Below are 16,659 nucleotides of genomic sequence, written 5' to 3'. Positions count from 1 at the left end.
ATGGAGTTTGTTTTATATCTTATGCTGATCATATTGTTCACCAAAGTAGCTGGTGATCTATCTGTGCGGCTTGGGCAACCAGCTGTGCTAGGCAAGCTTATTGTGGGAATCATACTGGGGCCTGCGGTACTGGGCTGGGTTCAGGATGGAGAGTTTATTCATTATATCTCTGAGATCGGTGTTCTACTGTTAATGTTCATAGCAGGGCTTGAGACGGACCTGGATCAATTGCGCAAGAACTGGAAATCAGCTTTTGCAGTAGCCGTCGGTGGAATTATATTACCCTTTTTGGGTGGGTTCGCCTTAGGAGAAATGTTTGGTTTTGCTTATCATAATGCATTGTTTATGGGCGTTATTCTTAGTGCAACATCGGTCAGCATATCGGTGCAGGTGTTAAAAGATATGAATAAGCTGAACACACGTGAAGGCTCTACAATTCTGGGGGCTGCTGTAGTAGATGATATTCTGGTTGTTATTTTGCTCGCTGTTCTGATGAGCTTTTTCGGTACAGGGGCAGACGTTTCTATTGGTCTTCTAATTGGGAAAAAGGTGTTGTTCTTTGCCGTAGCGATTGTTGCCGGCTGGTTTATTGTTCCTCGGGTCATGAAATGGATGGCTCCGCTGAAGGTGACAGAGGCAGTTATCTCAGCAGCGTTAATGATTTGTTTCGCATTCGCCTATTTTGCTGAAATCATGGGGATGGCAGGAATCATTGGTGCCTTTGCGGCTGGGATTGCTATCTCGCAAACCTCCTTTAAGCACACGGTAGAATCCAAGCTCGAGCCGATTGCTTATTCGATTTTTGTGCCGGTCTTTTTTGTAAGTATCGGACTTAGTGTTTCCTTTGAAGGGGTAGGCAGTCAAATAGGCTTCGTGATCTTGCTTACGGTGGTTGCCATTCTGACCAAGCTGTTTGGTGGCGGTCTGGGCGCGCGTCTTACAGGCTTTGATAACCACTCGTCTGCCATTATTGGGTCAGGGATGATTTCACGGGGGGAAGTTGCGTTGATCATTGCCGCCACAGGGCTGCAAAGCGGCTTGTTACAGCAACAGTATTTTACTTCGGTCATTATTGTTGTCATTGTAACTACACTTGTAACGCCGCCACTATTGAAATTTATGTTCCGTGATCCAGTACGTGCGGAAGGGAAATAAACCATAACAAAAGGGAGTCCTGTTGGCCATTTATATGGCTAACAGGGCTCTTTTTTTATGCTCACGTTCCAGTTGCCATCATCAAGAAAAAGTACGGGGATCTGTCTGCAGAAGGGGAAAGTTCCCCGTCTTAAGACTGAGTACGAAACCAGCCGTAGGGCTGTTTTGACTTCAGCCAAAAATGACTAAACTAAATCTCGGGATGGAAATTAATACATAATCAAACAGACATAAGGGGAGTGCCAGAAATCATGTGGAGTGGAAGGGGAAAAAGAAAATGAAATGGTTAACAAAATGGTCGTTCGGTAACAAGGCTGCGGTGGGGCTTTTAGTAGTCATGGCTCTTGTGGTGGGAGGGATGAGCTACACTTCGTTACCGATGGAATTTATGCCAGAGGCGGATAATCCTCAAGTGACTGTAACTGTGCTGGGTCCTGGCCAGGATACACATGCTATGGAGACTAATGTAACGAAGCCGATAGAAGCTGGAGCAGCTTTTGTGAAAGGGAAGAAGGAAATACTGTCCACTTCCGGAGACGGATATGCGCAGGTGAATATTTTTTATGATTCGAAAACGAATATGAAGGATGCTGCGCAGGAGGTCCAGAAGGTCGTCGATTCATTGAAGTTCCCGGAAGGGGTAATGGCTCCTTTTGTACTTCAGTTGAATACCTCCATGATTCCTGTATCCCAGGTTACCCTTGCTTTTGACGAAGGCCTGACTAAAGAGAATCTTAAGCTTGCGGAAGAAACTATCATTCCAGAGATGCAAAAAGCGGAAGGGGTAGCGAACGTTGCTTTATATGGTAAGGTAACTCCGCAGGTCAGTGTTAAGCTGGACCCAAAATTAATGGCTGAGAAGGGAGTCACGACTCCACAAGTATTAGGTTTACTTCAAGGACGTAATGTATCGGCATCCCTTGGGGAGCAAACGATTGGTGGGCAAACCGGCAATGTTAACGTAGTTTCTACGATAGATAGTATGGATACTTTAAAAAAGCTTCCTGTATCTGCGGGCGTTAAGCTGCAGGATATCGCTGCTGTCGAATTGAAGCAGGATCAGGAAAGTGTCAGCCGTTCGAATGGGAAAGACGTTCTATTCGCCATAGTGACCAAAGAGGCTAATGCGAATGCAGTCAGTGTCGGAGATAACATTCAGGCTGCCGTAGATCATATTAATAAAACTATTCCTAATGCAGAAGCAGCAGTGGTGTTCAGTACATCGGATATGGTAGTTACCTCGGTGAACAGTATGATGCGTGAGGTATTGCTAGGTGCATTATTTGCGACGATCGTGATTCTGTTGTTCCTGCGTAACCTGCGGGCTACTCTGATTACGGCAGTATCCATTCCGCTTTCGTTAGCGGTCACCTTATATCTGCTGAACATTTCCGGCATAAGCTTAAATATCATTACACTCGGGGGAGTCGCGGTTGCGGTAGGCCGCTTGGTCGATGATAGTATCGTGGTGATTGAGAACATTTACCGTAGGCTGCAAAAAGAACCCCTTTCCCGTGAAATGATTATTAGCGCAACTGGGGAAGTGGCTAGAGCGATTACCTCATCAACCATCGCTACGGTAGCAGTATTTCTGCCGATGGGTCTCTTACGTGGTAGTTTGCAAGCTTTCTTACTGCCGTTTGCTTTAACAGTGACCTATTCATTGCTTACTTCACTCGTAGTAGCTTTGACGGTTGTTCCTCTTTTAAGCTCATGGCTGCTGAGAAGGACATCAATGAAAGAACATGAACCTTCTAAATGGTTTATCCGCTTTCTGGACTGGAATCTTCGCCGTAAATGGGTTAGCTTATCGTTGGGTCTCCTGCTTCTGATTGGCTCCATTGCTGCTTATGTGACTATGCCAAAAGGGGCACTCGATGCTTCAGATGCCAGCTATGTTTCTGTTCAGATGAATTATCCGAAGGATGTTCCTGTCAAAGATATTTTGGAAAAGGGAAAGCAGTTAGAACAAGATTTGATGAAGCAGCCACAAGCAGAAACGGTAATCATGCAATCAGGGAATAGTGCGGACGCCGCTAAGTGGGGGAATGTTACCTCTGAAACCTTAGTGGACTATACCGTTGTTATGAAAAAAGGTGCAGATGCTCAGGCTTTTATTGATCATGTTCGTGAGGTAAAAGATTCATACACTGGAGCAACGCTTGTTGCCAACCAAATGAGCATGATGGGATCCAGCTCTACCAGCGAATATATTGATATTGTCGGAGATAATCTTACGGATATTACTAATGTAGCAACAGAAGTTACTGCTAAGCTGAAGAGCGTAGAGGGGATTCAAAAAGTCAGCAGCAATATGGAGGATACGAAACCTGTATTTTCCTTTAAGGTAGATCCGGCGCAAAGCAATGCGCAGGAGATTTCGATGCAGCTGTCAGCGATGCTTAATCCGATTCCAATGGGGCAAATTGAGCTCGATGGTGACGCAGCAGGTGTAGTGTTAGATCCTATGGTTCAGCCGCAAACGGAGCAGGATTTAAAAGCACTGACGCTCATGACGGCTGAGGGGCCGAAGCCACTGTCTCAGCTCGCAACTTATGAGGTTCGGAATGAGCCTGCAATGTTGTTCCATAAAGATGGGAAGCCGTATGTACGAATTACAGCAGAGGTTGATCCGAAGAAGGTATCTGAGATCGGTGCGAATATTAAAAAAGAAACCGATAGTCTTACACTTCCGAAAGGCGTGACCTTATTTGCAGGTGGAGCGTCAGTTGATCAGTCAGAGGATTTCAACGACCTGGGTATGACGGCATTAATCTCCATCGGGTTGGTGTATCTGATTATGGTACTCACCTTTAAAACCCTTCGGGCTCCACTGGCGATTATGTTCTCCTTGCCACTAGCGGCGATTGGTGCAATTGTTGGACTTATCGTGTCCGGTGTAACGCCTGACTTCACTGCTCTGTTCGGGGCGTTGATGTTAATAGGTATTGTTGTTACGAATGCCATTGTGCTCATTGACCGGATTAAGCAAAATGAAGCCAATATGAGTATTCACGAGGCTATTCTAGAAGCTGCCGGAACACGGATGCGTCCGATTCTCATGACGGCGATTGCCACCATTTGCGCCATGACACCGCTGCTGTTCGGCCATGCCGAGATGGGCAGCATCGTCTCGCAAAGCTTGGCGATTGTGGTCATTGGCGGCTTAACCGCAGCAACACTGCTTACGCTGATTGTAGTGCCGGCGATTTACGAGTTGTTCTACTTCCGTAAATCGGCAAAAGAGCGTAAAGGAGCAGAAAAAACTAATGCTCCGGCACTTTAAATAAGCAAACGGCAAGCCTCCGGGTTAATGGGGCTTGCCGTTTTTTTGTTTTGTTACAAATCCTTATAATTATGGAGTTAACTTGTCTACACTAATCGGATAGGTCTGATCCAGCATCCATTTGCCTGCTTTGGATTTCTTCAGCGTTGTGACAGAGGTGGAGCGGTTATCCTGAAACTCAGGACCCTTAAGCTTGATGCTCGTCTGAACCATATATACGGCTGTGGTATCCTGGGTATAATGAATGATTTTGGCAGATTCCAGAGTGAACTTTAGATCATAGACTGTGAAAATTTGGCTGACGAGCTGTTTGGTTTGTTCGAGAGCAGGGGACTCAGGATCAATAGTAGATAGCACACCTTGAATATTCTCTGCATTGGTATAGTCCAAGTTGCTCTTAAGCACAGCTAATATATCCGTTTCATCCGACTTCGTCACAGCTGGCTTAGCGTTCAGCAGTTTATCTGGGAGTATATATTGTACGCCTTTAATCTGCAGGTTGTTGATTTTCCAGTCTTCAGTGCTGGCAGTACGCGTTAAGCTATAAATATATTCAGAGGTATTGTCTAAGGTGAATGGACCGCTGAGGTGTGTAGTCGTTTCAACGGCGTGAACCGTAGCCTCTGTGGGTTGAAGGCTGATAACCTCTAATTGATCAAGTGAAGTGGTCGAATCGTATTGTTCCATTTGGCTCTTAATCTGTGGCCCGATGACCACAAGAGGAGACTTGCTATCGATTAGGCTCATGAACCCTTCATAATTCTCATTGTTGGTATAGGTTACGTATTTTTCAAAAAAAGCATTGATTTCCTGCGGGTTTACCTGGTTAGTCTTGCCTGTAATGGTTACTGTCTTCGAGTGTGCATTCCAGGAGACTTCATTACCTGTAGCCTCCCCAACGAAGCGCAGCGGAATGTAAGTGGAATTATTGATGAGCTTAGGGGCAACAGAAAGTTGGGTTATTACACCATTGACACTGGCCTGCTTGCTGCCTAGTTGCAGTGTAATCGTAAGCCCTTCCTTAGTACCCGTTATGGTACCTGTGGTTTGATTCCAATCGATTGAAAGTCCTAGTTTTTCAAAAACCGGGCGAAAAGGAACGACAATTGTACCATTATCATTGAAGGGAGCCTGTCCCTTCAGTGCGAGCTGTTGCTGATTGATCTGAATGGAGATTGGCTTCTCTGCGGCATGGACAGGCCATGCGATAGCGGTAGAAAGAAGAGTTGCTGCGATTATGCTGGATATGGTTTTCATCTTGTGATTTCTCCTTTGAGTTATGAATGATAATTTAATGGTTATTAGAGGATGACTCCACTAAGAGCCAGAGTAACCTTTGCTTGGAATAAAGCGTACTTTACTTTTTGCTTATCGAATTGCCGATTTAAGTTGAGTAAATCGAGCTTGTTCTGATCTGCCTGAGCCGCTGAGATTAACCCGCTATTTAGGAGAGTATCATTATCCTGGGAGACGCGTACGAGTTCCAATTGCTGCTCTTTTAGTTCTGAATATTCAAAATCAATTTCATTTGCTTCCGGCTTATAACTAGCCAGTTTTTCTTCGAGTTGTTGTTGTACTATATTTTTGTGTGCAATCTGGCTAGACCATAGGACTGAATAATAAGTGATGAGTTCAGCATCGGAAGCTTTAGCTGCATCAAGATTATCTTTGGCGAGTGTGATTCGTGCATCTTCCTCGCGTAAATCATAATTGCTAGAGAGGCTGACTACAGTGTTCCAATTCACAGGCTCTGGTGCACTGGAGATGACATCATCCAGCAGGACTTCTGAATAGGATGATAATCCTAACTCAAGCTTAAATTGTTCTAGCTGAGCTTCATAACTCCTAAGGTTACGTTCAAAAGCAGATTTTCGTTCCGCATTTTTACGATTAAAATCGTCCAAACTTCTCTTAGACAGTAGACCATGCTCGTATGATCGCAAGGTATCCACAGAATGTTGAAACCAATATTGGCTTTCTTGTTTGTCATACTCAATCGTTTTTTTTAGAGAAGAGAGTTGATAATATTTCTGCACAGCGTAGTAGCGGATGAGGGCTTCTGTTTTTTGAAGTCGTAACTGATTAATTACTTTATCTGTTTCTAATGTGCGCAACTGGTCACGAAATTCCTTGAGCTGCGCTGTTTTAGTCTCTTGATTGTAACTGTTTTGGCTTTCAGTCTGAGCGCTAACCCATTGATTCAGAGATGTGTTAATCATAATTTGAATGAGAATGGATTGATTAACCCCTGCCTGTTCTTCTTTACTTAAATCAGAGTAACCAGGAATACTACTGATAAAAATATCAGGATTTACTGGCAGCAGTCCGCTAGTTATGACTACATTTTTTTGTTCCAGCTTTTTCTTTTCAGATGATACATACGAGAATTTGGAATCCGTTTCTGCAATATTCCATTGTGAGAGCTTGATATCTACATAGTTAGTTAATGCTAGCTGGATTGTTTCTTCCATGGAAAGCAATTTTGTTGCACTAGATACCTGCGTATCAGCATGAGCTGTAATGGAATGCGGCAATAGAAGTAATAAGAAGGAAAGTATCAAGAGAGCTGTTTTCTTTAACATTTAGCTGGCAACCTCACTATTCCTTTAAGTTGATTTTTTCAAGAACAAAATCAATGATCTTCTTGGAGTCGGTAATAACAGAGGCTTGCGCTATCATCCCTACACGAAGCTCTCCACGTTCACCTCTGCGATTAACAAGTGGGTCATTGGATATCGTTGCTTCCACCAAATAGTAGCTTAGACCGTCTTGCTGAACAATTGAATCTGTGCTGATAGATGTAATCGTACCTTTTTGGGAACCGAAACTTTGTTTAGGGAAGGCTGAAAAGCTGAAATCAACTTTATTGCCAATCGCTATTTTTCCTGCTTCTGCGTTAGGTACGGCGATGCTCATTTTATATTTTGACTCGTTGCTAGGAATAATGGAGATCAAGGCTTCGCCGGATTGTACCATGTCCCCGATGTTGGTTTCTTTTAAAATATTAATGGTCCCAGAAATTGGTGCTATGAGCAGTCTTTTGTTTCGTTCAAGCTCAAGTTGCTTAATAGCCTCTTGCAGCGTAATTAAGGTTCTTTTATTTTCTTCTATTGCTGAATGAATCTGTACAATACGGTCAAGTTTCAACTTTTCCAATGAGGTTTTTTCGGTTGACCGGTTAAGTTTCTCTTGATTCAGTAGATCATTTTGCTGCTCAGCCAGCTGTTTCTTTTGCATTTCTAAAGTTTTTCGTTCTGAAACTGAGGGATCATGCCCATTTATTAGCAAATCGAGGCTGACCTCTATCTCAACCAATTGTTGATTGTAATTGGTGATATTGCTTTCTGCGCTGAGCACGGCTTCGGTTTGGAATTGGTTGATTTGCAAATATGAACTTTCATATAGATGCTGTTCATCTGTAATCTGAGATTGAGGCACAAGGCGGTCCCCCAAGCTGAGCGAACGGTTGTAGATTTCTTTTTTCTCAGCAGATTGTTTAGATAGTTGCACATATTTAATTTGGTATGTATTATATTGTTCCGTCCGTTTGGTATCTGTAGATGGAAGCAGATTTTGATTCTCTTTGATGGATTGCACAAGCAATTTCTCGTTTGTAATTTCAACATTCAGCAGTTTCTTTTTTCGTTCCAGTTCAATTTTATTTTGAAGAGATTTATCCAAACTGGATTCGGCACTAAAGGCAGAAGATTCTTGCAAACCTATATTCTCGTGAATGGCAGCTGTAAGCTGATCCTGGGTTCCTTGATAGGTCTGCTGCTGCTGGCTGTATTCAAGGAGAAATTGTTCTACCATGTCATAATAGTAAACTTCGTCTGCATGTTCAGAAGAAAATTGATTGTTTAAATTGCTAATGCTTTGTTTATAAAGCTCGAGATAGTGCAGTTTCTTAGTGAGCTTATTGATTTCGGAGTTACGATTGGATAATTCTATATCGAGTTCTTTATGCTCAAAGGAAATTAACTGCTCGCCCTGCTTAATTTGCATCCCTTCATGGATATATACCTGTTCCACTTTTCCCACAGATGAAGTCTGAATGGTACTGACTTTTTCATTGGGCCTAACTACAGCAGAGGCTTTGGCGACTTCATCGATCTGGCCAAAATAGGACCAGACCAACGCAGACCCCAATAGAATAAATAAGATAAGTATGAAAATAGAAATCACAGGACTGGTCTTGGATTCCATGATTTCTCTGCTATCGGTCATTTCTGATAAGTTATGTATTTGTGCGCTCATACGAGAGACACCTCGCCTACTCCTGCAGCAGCATATTGAATGGTGTGATCTTGTTTTTGTTCAACCCCGGGGAGTTGATCTTTCCACAAGCCGTAGTACTTTCCACGGTAATCTAGAAGCTCCTGATGTGTCCCACACTCAATAATCCGCCCCTGATCCATGACATAAATTCGGTCACAACGCATGATTGTACTCAAACGGTGAGCGATAATAATCGTAGTCATGTCTTCAAAAGCATTGATCGTCTCCGATACTGCCTTCTCCGTTGTAGAATCCAGGTTACTAGTGGCTTCATCCATAATAAGAATATCCGGCTGTTTGAGCACCGCTCTGGCGATAGCCAGTCGCTGCTTCTGTCCTCCGGAAATATTGGTCGCATTCTCTTCTAACAAAGTGTTGTAGCGGAGTGGAAGCTGATTGATGAATTCGTGAGCCTGTGCGGTTTGGCAGGCGGTAACAATCAGTTCCAAATCCATATCCTGATCGACACCCAGACATAGATTTTCCCGAATTGTTCCGCTAAAAAAGAAAGTATCCTGTGAGATATATGCGATCCGCTGTCTTAAGCTATCTAAATGAATATCTTTAATGTTGTAGTTGTTAATTAAGATATCGCCTTCTTCGTGTTGGTAAAATTGCATAATTAATTTGATTAGTGTGGTTTTACCCGAGCCGCTCTCACCGACAAAGGCAATTTTCTCACCCTGTCTAAGTGTCAAATCGATATCATGAAGTACAAGGGAACGTGTACCGTATCTGAAGCTGACACGATCAAATTTAATATCACCTTTTAATGAAGCAGGTTGAATCTTCTTGTCCTCATCATTATGCTTCTCCGCTTCCAAATCAAGAATTTCTCCTAATCGGTCAGCAGCGACAATGGCCGTTTGCAAAGTGGGCTGGAGGTTGATTAAGTTCTGGATGGGTTGCAGGAAGTAAGCCAATAACGAGTTATAGGTAATCAATTGGCCCATTGTCATATTGCCTTTTATCACTTGTCTTGCTCCGACCCACAGTATGGCTACTCCTCCAACGAGTTGTACAAAACTCTTGAGGGAGGCTTGAATGTTATTGAAAAGACCAAAACTGAAGACAGATCTCAGAAATGAGATGAACTTCTGTTCAGTTTCATAGCCCACTTTCGATTCTGCATGATAGGCTTTAACTGTCTCGATACCATCTATTGATTCAACAATATAGGAGGTGAGCTGAGCATTTTTTTCCATCTGTTCGCGGTTTAAACGGTCAAATGGTTTGTGGAAGCTCCAAACCAATACCAGATACATTGGCACCATAAGTATAGTAATTCCGAATAAAAGAGCACTTTGCGAATATAGAATAATTCCACCGGCAATAACCATGATAATATCGATCATGATGGTTAGTGTTGCGCTGGAAATGGCATCTCGTACTTTCGAAGCATCCATAAGCCTTGATATTATTTCTCCTGTCTTACGTGTACCAAAAAAATTCATTGGGAGCTTTAACACATGGTGGTAATAGCCAAGTATGAGTGAAATATCGAGTTTTTGGCTCAACGTCAGTAAGATATGGCTACGAAAGGCATTTAATAATATTTGAAATATGTAGAGAATGATGACTCCAACAGATATTATGTTAAGTGTCTTTTTTAATCCAAAGGGTAGAATTTCGTCTAAAAGAAATTGGAAATAGAATGCAGCAAGTATACCTAAGATAGTGTAGAGTATAGATGTTAGAAAAATTCCTCCTAGCATTCTTTTTTGAGGAATCAGCAATCCAAAGAAACGAGCAAATAGACCTTTTGTTTGGTCCCCTTTTTTGAATTGAGGAGTGGGTACCATTAAGATAAGGACACTTGTCCAGATTTGGAAGAAATCTTCCGGTGTATATTTAACTATGCCTTGGACTGGATCCGCAACAATTATTTCCTTATTTGATATTTTATGGATTACAACATAGTGTAATAATGTCTGATCTATAATGACATGGGCAATAGCGGGAAGTGGGAAGTTTTCGAAGAAGGCTTCATGGCTTCCCTTGACTCCTTTTGCTGTAAACCCAAGTTTTTCTGCTGCTTTTATGAGTCCATATATATTGGTTCCCATTTTATCAGTTCCGGCTACTTCACGAATTTTAGTGATTGGATATTTGAGACCGTATTGTTTGGAGATAGTTGCTAGACAGGCTGCACCGCAGTCTTTAATATCAAGCTGTTTAATACAATAGTATTTCTTAAACAGAATAAACCCCACCTACTATTAGTGATTTGTACATATTCATTGGGATCAACAATATCTTATCCATGTAGAGAATGATTTCGTAACTGAAACAAAATCTTTTTGTAAATAAGCCTCACTAGAAGATTGCTTCTCTGACCTAATAGAAATCATAATAAGCTCCAAGTGAATGATATTTATTCTCTTGGAGCTACTAAATATTCAGGAAAGTGTTTTATATATTTTTATTAGCAATTCCTGCGGAAATTACAATGATACTAGATGTAGTTAAGGCAGTATAGCCAAAGGCGCATGCTGCTACTACTGGAAGACTAACTGGTGCTGTTGCCGCAACTGCTATTAAAGTGGCTCCAGCAATAACTCCACCTATACCAGTTGCAATTTGTCCCCAAAGAGCACCGCCCTGAATATCGTACAATTCAGATCCTTTTAATAATTCAAAACCACTACTTGAAATTTCCAATTCAATCCCCCCTTATCCAAATATTGCGACTCCTACGCCTGCTACTGCAGCAGCTAAACCTAATGCAGGAAGAGCTGGTACTGTGGCAATTGCTCCTAAGATTGCGCAGCTACTAGCGATTGCTGGTACTCCAGCAGCAGCAACCCCAACGCCCACTACTGAAGAGGCTACGCCGACTGCTTTAGTTAACCAGCCACCACCATTAAGATCCATCAACGAAGATAAATCAAGTTCTTCAAACGTACTATGATTAAAACTGAGTTCCATTATGTCACCTCCTTTAATCATGATTTATATTAAATCGGGAGTGAATGATCAAATGAAAATCCCTGATTTAATTCCATATTCATTTTTCGTGTTTGGCTAGAAAATTCAATCCAATTAATATGAGAGCGATAAATCCTGTGAAACAAAAGGGTATCCATATGGGACCATTAGTAATCCTATTCATTTTGGCTATCAATATAATTCCTGAGCAAATAACTGAAAAATACACCTTCCAAAGCTTAATATTTTGATTTCCCAGTCTAAGCTTATTCCATTCACTGATGATAAATAGATTCAAAATCAAAAGAGTTCCTAATACAGTAATTGTAGTATCTTGAAAGGTATCGATATAATAAATAAAACTCAAGATAGTGAAAATTAATGTGATACTAAAACAGAAAATCACTATTTTTTTTTTCATAGCCGGCTCCTCATTTTTATAAAATAGATGGATTTACACCTACATAAATGTCAATAATCATTTTTTCTAAGGAAGCTTCAGAGTTATCTGAAGTGTACACATTATAAAATGCTGTGATTTGTTGAAGTCCCTTATCTGATATGTACTTTATAATAGATTCATATGTACTTTGTACTCCAACAGGGTTCCCCATGAATCTGCAGGATAGGGCATTAACTAAGTGGAAAATTTTTTTGTGTTTATAAGTTTGATCTGATGGAAAAGGCTTATTGAGAGGAATCATAATCTCCATGTCCATTAAATATTCCCCATTAACAATCTCCGCCGAGAATGTGCTCGTAATAAGGGGTCCTGCTTTCACTGCTTGATATTTTTCTATTATTTTTGCAGTTTGAGCTATTTCTATTTGTAATTCTTCTTGATTCATCTTCTTTCTAACGGAAAGGACATTTTCAAGCAAAATTTCTTGATTTTTTTGAATTTCAAACAATTCAGCACCTCCTAAAAAAGATCATAACTATGTGAATTTTCACAAACCTATCGTAATTGTTAAACTCCCTGATGAGTGGATTAATAACTTTATAGTAACTAGAATATCTATTAAGATACATATCCCTCAGTACATATTCCCTTTTGAGTTAATCTGTGCTAAAATATATTTTTTTTACAATAAATCCACTTTATTTAACAATTTTTTATCTTTTTGATCTAACACAAACCTCACGACTTATGTCATTGTTTTCTTTTGAATGGAGTGTTATGCTCTGTTTAATTAATACCATAAGTTGGGAGAATGGTTTGTTTTGGATATTCTTGAATGTGAACGAGCTTGGTTTACGGTAGATGATTTAGATAAAAAATCTAATAATTCCTTGTGTGAATTTTGCCAACCTTGGAGTAACCTCAAAACAGAAAAATCCTTTTCTATAGAAGAGCTGGTTCCCTACGAGGTATTGGTTGAAGTACTACATTCAGAATTGGCGAAAGTAACGGAATTTCTCTTATTGCCCTTTGTTTTTTTCTTAACAGATCAAGCCGGCAATATTATTAATATTGTTACTCCTTTCGAAGCGTTTCAGAAGAAAGTAGATCATTTTGGAATTAGGAGTGGAACTAACCTTTCGAAGCAATTCTCTGGAGTAAATGCAGTTTCACTAGCGATGGAGGTTAAATCAATTGCAGTAGTGCGTGGAGAAGAGCATAGTATGCCAATGTTTAAAGAGTGGAATTGTGTATGCGCTCCTATAATGATAAATGGTTGTATATGTGGATATATCGACATTTCATTTGAAGCCGAGAGGCAAATTGGCTTTTCGATTCTCTTTATTAAACAATTATCCGAAAAGATTGTTCTGAAGTTGAAGGAACGAAGCCCAAAGTTAATTGAGTACAGATTTCAGGAAAAGTGTGATTCGTATCGATTATCGCCCAGAGAAAGGGAGGTAGCGTATCACTGGTCACTAAGAAAAGGTGCGTTGCAAATTTCCAATGACCTTAATGTGAAAGAGGGGACTGTGCGGAATATCGTTAAGAGTATTTATAGTAAGATGGATATCAGCGAGAGATGGGAATTGATAGAAATACTTAAGTTGTAAATTTTGATGATAAACATCAAAATACTCGTTTGTACATAAGATATAAAAGCCATCCTCCGAAATTAATCAACAACGGAGGATGGCTTTTATCTGTCTAGAACATTTTTTTGATAAGTACTTAACCGCAAGAACAATTCAAAACTGGCTTACGCGCAGCCTGTGTCTCATCCAAACGGCTAATCTCTGTGGTATGCGGTGCGTTGATTACAATTTCTGGTGTCTCCTGCGCTTCTTTCACAATCTGAATCATCGTATCGATGAAGCCGTCGAGCGTTTCTTTACTTTCGGTTTCCGTCGGCTCGATCATCATGCATTCCTCAACAGTCAGAGGGAAGTACACGGTTGGCGGGTGGTAGCCGAAGTCGAGCAATCGTTTAGCAACGTCTAAGGTGCGCACGCCATATTGCTTGAGGTTTTTGCCGGACATCACGAATTCATGCTTACATACACCCGGATATGGGATTTCAAAATACGGCGCCAGACGGTGCATCATATAGTTCGCATTCAGCACAGCATTTTCGGATACCTCACGCAGTCCGTCTGGACCATAGGTCCGGATATAGGCATAGGCACGAACCAGAATACCAAAGTTTCCATAAAAAGCTTTCACGCGTCCAATAGATTCAGGACCACCGAAGTGAAGTGAGAAGCTGCTATCTTCATTCTTTACCACAGTAGGTTGTGGCAAGAATGGAATGAGGATAGATTTTACGCCGACTGGTCCGGCTCCAGGGCCGCCACCGCCATGTGGGGTGCTCATTGTCTTATGCAAGTTCAGATGCACAACGTCAAAGCCCATGTCGCCAGGGCGGGTAATGCCCATAATGGCATTGGAGTTGGCTCCATCGTAATAGAGTAAGCCCCCTGCTTCATGCACGATCTCAGCAATCTCGACAATTTGGGTCTCGAACAAGCCGAGTGTGCTTGGGTTAGTCAGCATCAGTGCGGCTGTGTCGCTACCGACGGCTGCCTTCAGTGCTTCAAGATCGACCATTCCTTTATCTGTGGAAGGGATCGTGATCGTTTCAAGTCCTGCTGCTGAGGCACTAGCAGGATTGGTTCCGTGCGAGGAATCCGGCACGATAACCTTAGTACGCGTCTCGCCGCGACTTTCATGGTAGGCGCGGATCATCATGAGGCCGGTCCATTCACCATGAGCACCTGCGGCAGGCTGTAAGGATACTGCATCCATGCCCGTCAGCGCGGACAGATCATTTTGTAGGGTATACATTAATTCCAGTGCGCCTTGAATACTTTCTTCTGGTTGGTAGGGATGAATTTTGGCGAAGCCGGAGAAGCGGGCAACATCTTCGTTAATCTTCGGATTGTATTTCATCGTGCATGAACCGAGTGGATAGAAGCCATTGTCTACACCAAAGTTGCGACGTGAAAGAGAAGTGTAGTGGCGAATGACATCCACTTCCGATACTTCTGGAAGTACGACGGGTTCGCTACGGAGTAAATCCGATGGAATTAGGGATTCCAAGGTTTCTTCCTGCGGCACATCGCATAGTGGCAAAGAATAGGCCGAACGGCCAGGACGGCTTAATTCAAAAATTAGACTTTGCTCCGGTTTCATAAACAGCCCTCCAGTGCGCTAGCGAATTGGCCGATTTCGGTTTTGCTTCTTTTTTCCGTTACGGCAACCAGCATATGTCCAGCAAGTTCAGGATAATCACGACCCAGATCATAACCCCCAAGATAACCTTCCTTCAGCAGCTTCGAATTAATAGAGGCCACACTGCTGCCTTCAGGAAGCTTCACGACAAATTCGTTAAAGAATGGGGAGGAGAAGGCAAGTTCAGCACCTGTTAGTCCGCTGAGTTTATTAGCAGCGTAATGGCTTTTGCGAATATTTAGCTCGCCTACTTCACGCATGCCTTCTTTGCCCATAACGGACAAGTAGACGGATGCGCAGAGAGCCAGCAGCGCCTGATTGGAGCAGATATTCGATGTCGCTTTTTCACGACGAATATGCTGCTCACGCGCTTGAAGTGTAAGAACGAAGCCACGTTTACCGTTACGGTCTACCGTTTGGCCAACGATCCGGCCTGGCATGCGGCGCATCAGGTGATCAGCTACGGCAAAGAATCCGCAAGTTGGACCCCCGAGAGAAGCTGGAATACCAAGTGGCTGAGCATCACCCACTACGATGTCGGCTCCAAGTTTGCCCGGAGTTTCAAGTACACCTAGAGCTATTGGGTTCGCGCTGACTACAAGAAGACCTTTAACCGCGTGAATCAGCGGCTCAACCGAGCGAAGATCCTCGATGCTGCCGAAGAAGTTAGGCGATTGAATAAGCACTGCGGCAGTATCTCCATCGATAGCTTCAGCGAGTTTAGCTTGATCGGTAACACCGTCTTTATAGTCAATCTCCACCACCTCCAGACCCCAAGCATTAGCCGAAGTACATAGCACTTGGCGAGCCTCAGGATGAACGGTACGGGAGACGATTAATTTTTTGCGTTTGGTAGCACCAGCCGCGAGAACCGCTGCTTCGGATAAAGCTGTAGCGCCATCATACATACTGGCATTGGCAACTTTCATACCGGTTAGTTCGCAAATGTAGGATTGGAATTCGAAGATCGCTTGCAGCTCACCTTGGCTGATCTCCGGTTGATAAGGAGTGTAGGCAGTGTAGAATTCAGAACGGGAAATGACATGGTTGATGACCACAGGGATGTGATGATCGTATAATCCGGCGCCGAGGAAGCTGGCGTGAGAATCAAAGTCGGCATTTTGGTCAGCCAAACCTTTCATGTGGCGCAGCAGGGCGTATTCATCGAGTGGTTCAGACATCGGCATAGTGCCTTGGTAACGTACCGCTTCAGGAATATCGGAGAACAGCTCATCTATAGACTGAATCCCGACGGCCTCCATCATCTCTACGCGGTCCTGTTCTGTCATGGGCAGATAACGGTGCTTCATTAAGGTTTCACTCCTTGGCTTTTTTAAAATATAAGAAAGTACAATTTTCACGCTATACTTTATCCTTC

Annotated in this window: 12 protein-coding genes; 3 read left to right on the top strand and 9 right to left on the bottom strand. The window is 42.5% G+C overall.

All coding sequences use genetic code 11. The features are described from left to right. Both MKX34_RS29895 and MKX34_RS29890 read left to right on the top strand, forming a co-directional pair. A complete protein-coding gene (locus MKX34_RS29895) occupies positions 1-1,155 on the top strand; it encodes a cation:proton antiporter (RefSeq protein ID WP_036678577.1) in 1,155 nt (384 codons plus the stop codon). Between the two features lie 277 nt (positions 1,156-1,432). Further along, complete coding sequence (locus MKX34_RS29890; protein ID WP_076297056.1) at positions 1,433-4,441, top strand: efflux RND transporter permease subunit; 3,009 nt, start codon at positions 1,433-1,435, stop codon at positions 4,439-4,441. 69 nt (positions 4,442-4,510) lie between these two features. Here MKX34_RS29890 and MKX34_RS29885 read toward each other — a convergent pair whose 3' ends face one another. The 7 genes from MKX34_RS29885 to MKX34_RS29855 all read right to left on the bottom strand — a co-directional run bounded on the left by MKX34_RS29885 (position 4,511) and on the right by MKX34_RS29855 (position 12,558). Further along, entirely contained in the window at positions 4,511-5,698 is a 1,188-nt protein-coding gene (locus tag MKX34_RS29885) for a copper amine oxidase N-terminal domain-containing protein (RefSeq protein WP_076297057.1), read from the bottom strand. Between the two features lie 44 nt (positions 5,699-5,742). Continuing rightward, positions 5,743-7,023: a hypothetical protein gene (locus MKX34_RS29880; protein ID WP_076140769.1), complete on the bottom strand. Its 1,281-nt coding sequence runs from the start codon at positions 7,021-7,023 to the stop codon at positions 5,743-5,745. Between the two features lie 16 nt (positions 7,024-7,039). Then, positions 7,040-8,698 carry an HlyD family efflux transporter periplasmic adaptor subunit gene (locus tag MKX34_RS29875; protein ID WP_038573521.1) on the bottom strand — a complete coding sequence of 553 codons (1,659 nt, stop codon included), beginning with the start codon at positions 8,696-8,698 and terminating at the stop codon, positions 7,040-7,042. Beyond that, positions 8,695-10,932 carry a peptidase domain-containing ABC transporter gene (locus tag MKX34_RS29870; protein WP_244886399.1) on the bottom strand — a complete coding sequence of 746 codons (2,238 nt, stop codon included), beginning with the start codon at positions 10,930-10,932 and terminating at the stop codon, positions 8,695-8,697. Before MKX34_RS29870 ends, MKX34_RS29875 begins: the two co-directional genes overlap by 4 nt. A gap of 199 nt (positions 10,933-11,131) precedes the next feature. Then, entirely contained in the window at positions 11,132-11,380 is a 249-nt protein-coding gene (locus MKX34_RS29865; RefSeq protein ID WP_036678593.1) for a hypothetical protein, read from the bottom strand. Positions 11,381-11,392: 12 nt separating this feature from the next. Next, complete coding sequence (locus MKX34_RS29860; RefSeq protein WP_036678596.1) at positions 11,393-11,647, bottom strand: hypothetical protein; 255 nt, start codon at positions 11,645-11,647, stop codon at positions 11,393-11,395. 437 nt (positions 11,648-12,084) lie between these two features. After that, positions 12,085-12,558 carry a hypothetical protein gene (locus MKX34_RS29855; protein WP_051491031.1) on the bottom strand — a complete coding sequence of 158 codons (474 nt, stop codon included), beginning with the start codon at positions 12,556-12,558 and terminating at the stop codon, positions 12,085-12,087. Between the two features lie 313 nt (positions 12,559-12,871). On the opposite strand from MKX34_RS29855, the gene MKX34_RS29850 reads away from it, so the two are divergent. Beyond that, positions 12,872-13,663: a helix-turn-helix transcriptional regulator gene (locus MKX34_RS29850; RefSeq protein ID WP_038573519.1), complete on the top strand. Its 792-nt coding sequence runs from the start codon at positions 12,872-12,874 to the stop codon at positions 13,661-13,663. 118 nt (positions 13,664-13,781) lie between these two features. On the opposite strand, the gene gcvPB is transcribed toward MKX34_RS29850, so the two are convergent. Continuing rightward, complete coding sequence (gene gcvPB / locus MKX34_RS29845; RefSeq protein WP_036678605.1) at positions 13,782-15,242, bottom strand: aminomethyl-transferring glycine dehydrogenase subunit GcvPB; 1,461 nt, start codon at positions 15,240-15,242, stop codon at positions 13,782-13,784. After that, entirely contained in the window at positions 15,239-16,591 is a 1,353-nt protein-coding gene (gene gcvPA / locus MKX34_RS29840) for an aminomethyl-transferring glycine dehydrogenase subunit GcvPA (RefSeq protein ID WP_076297058.1), read from the bottom strand. Before gcvPA ends, gcvPB begins: the two co-directional genes overlap by 4 nt. Positions 16,592-16,659: the final 68 nt, after the last annotated feature.

The sequence above is a fragment of the Paenibacillus sp. FSL R5-0636 genome, assembly GCF_037974255.1.
Classification (GTDB): domain Bacteria; phylum Bacillota; class Bacilli; order Paenibacillales; family Paenibacillaceae; genus Paenibacillus_AQ; species Paenibacillus_AQ odorifer.
The sequence above is the reverse complement of the archived record's forward strand: the minus strand, read 5'-3'. Positions and strand labels throughout refer to the sequence as shown.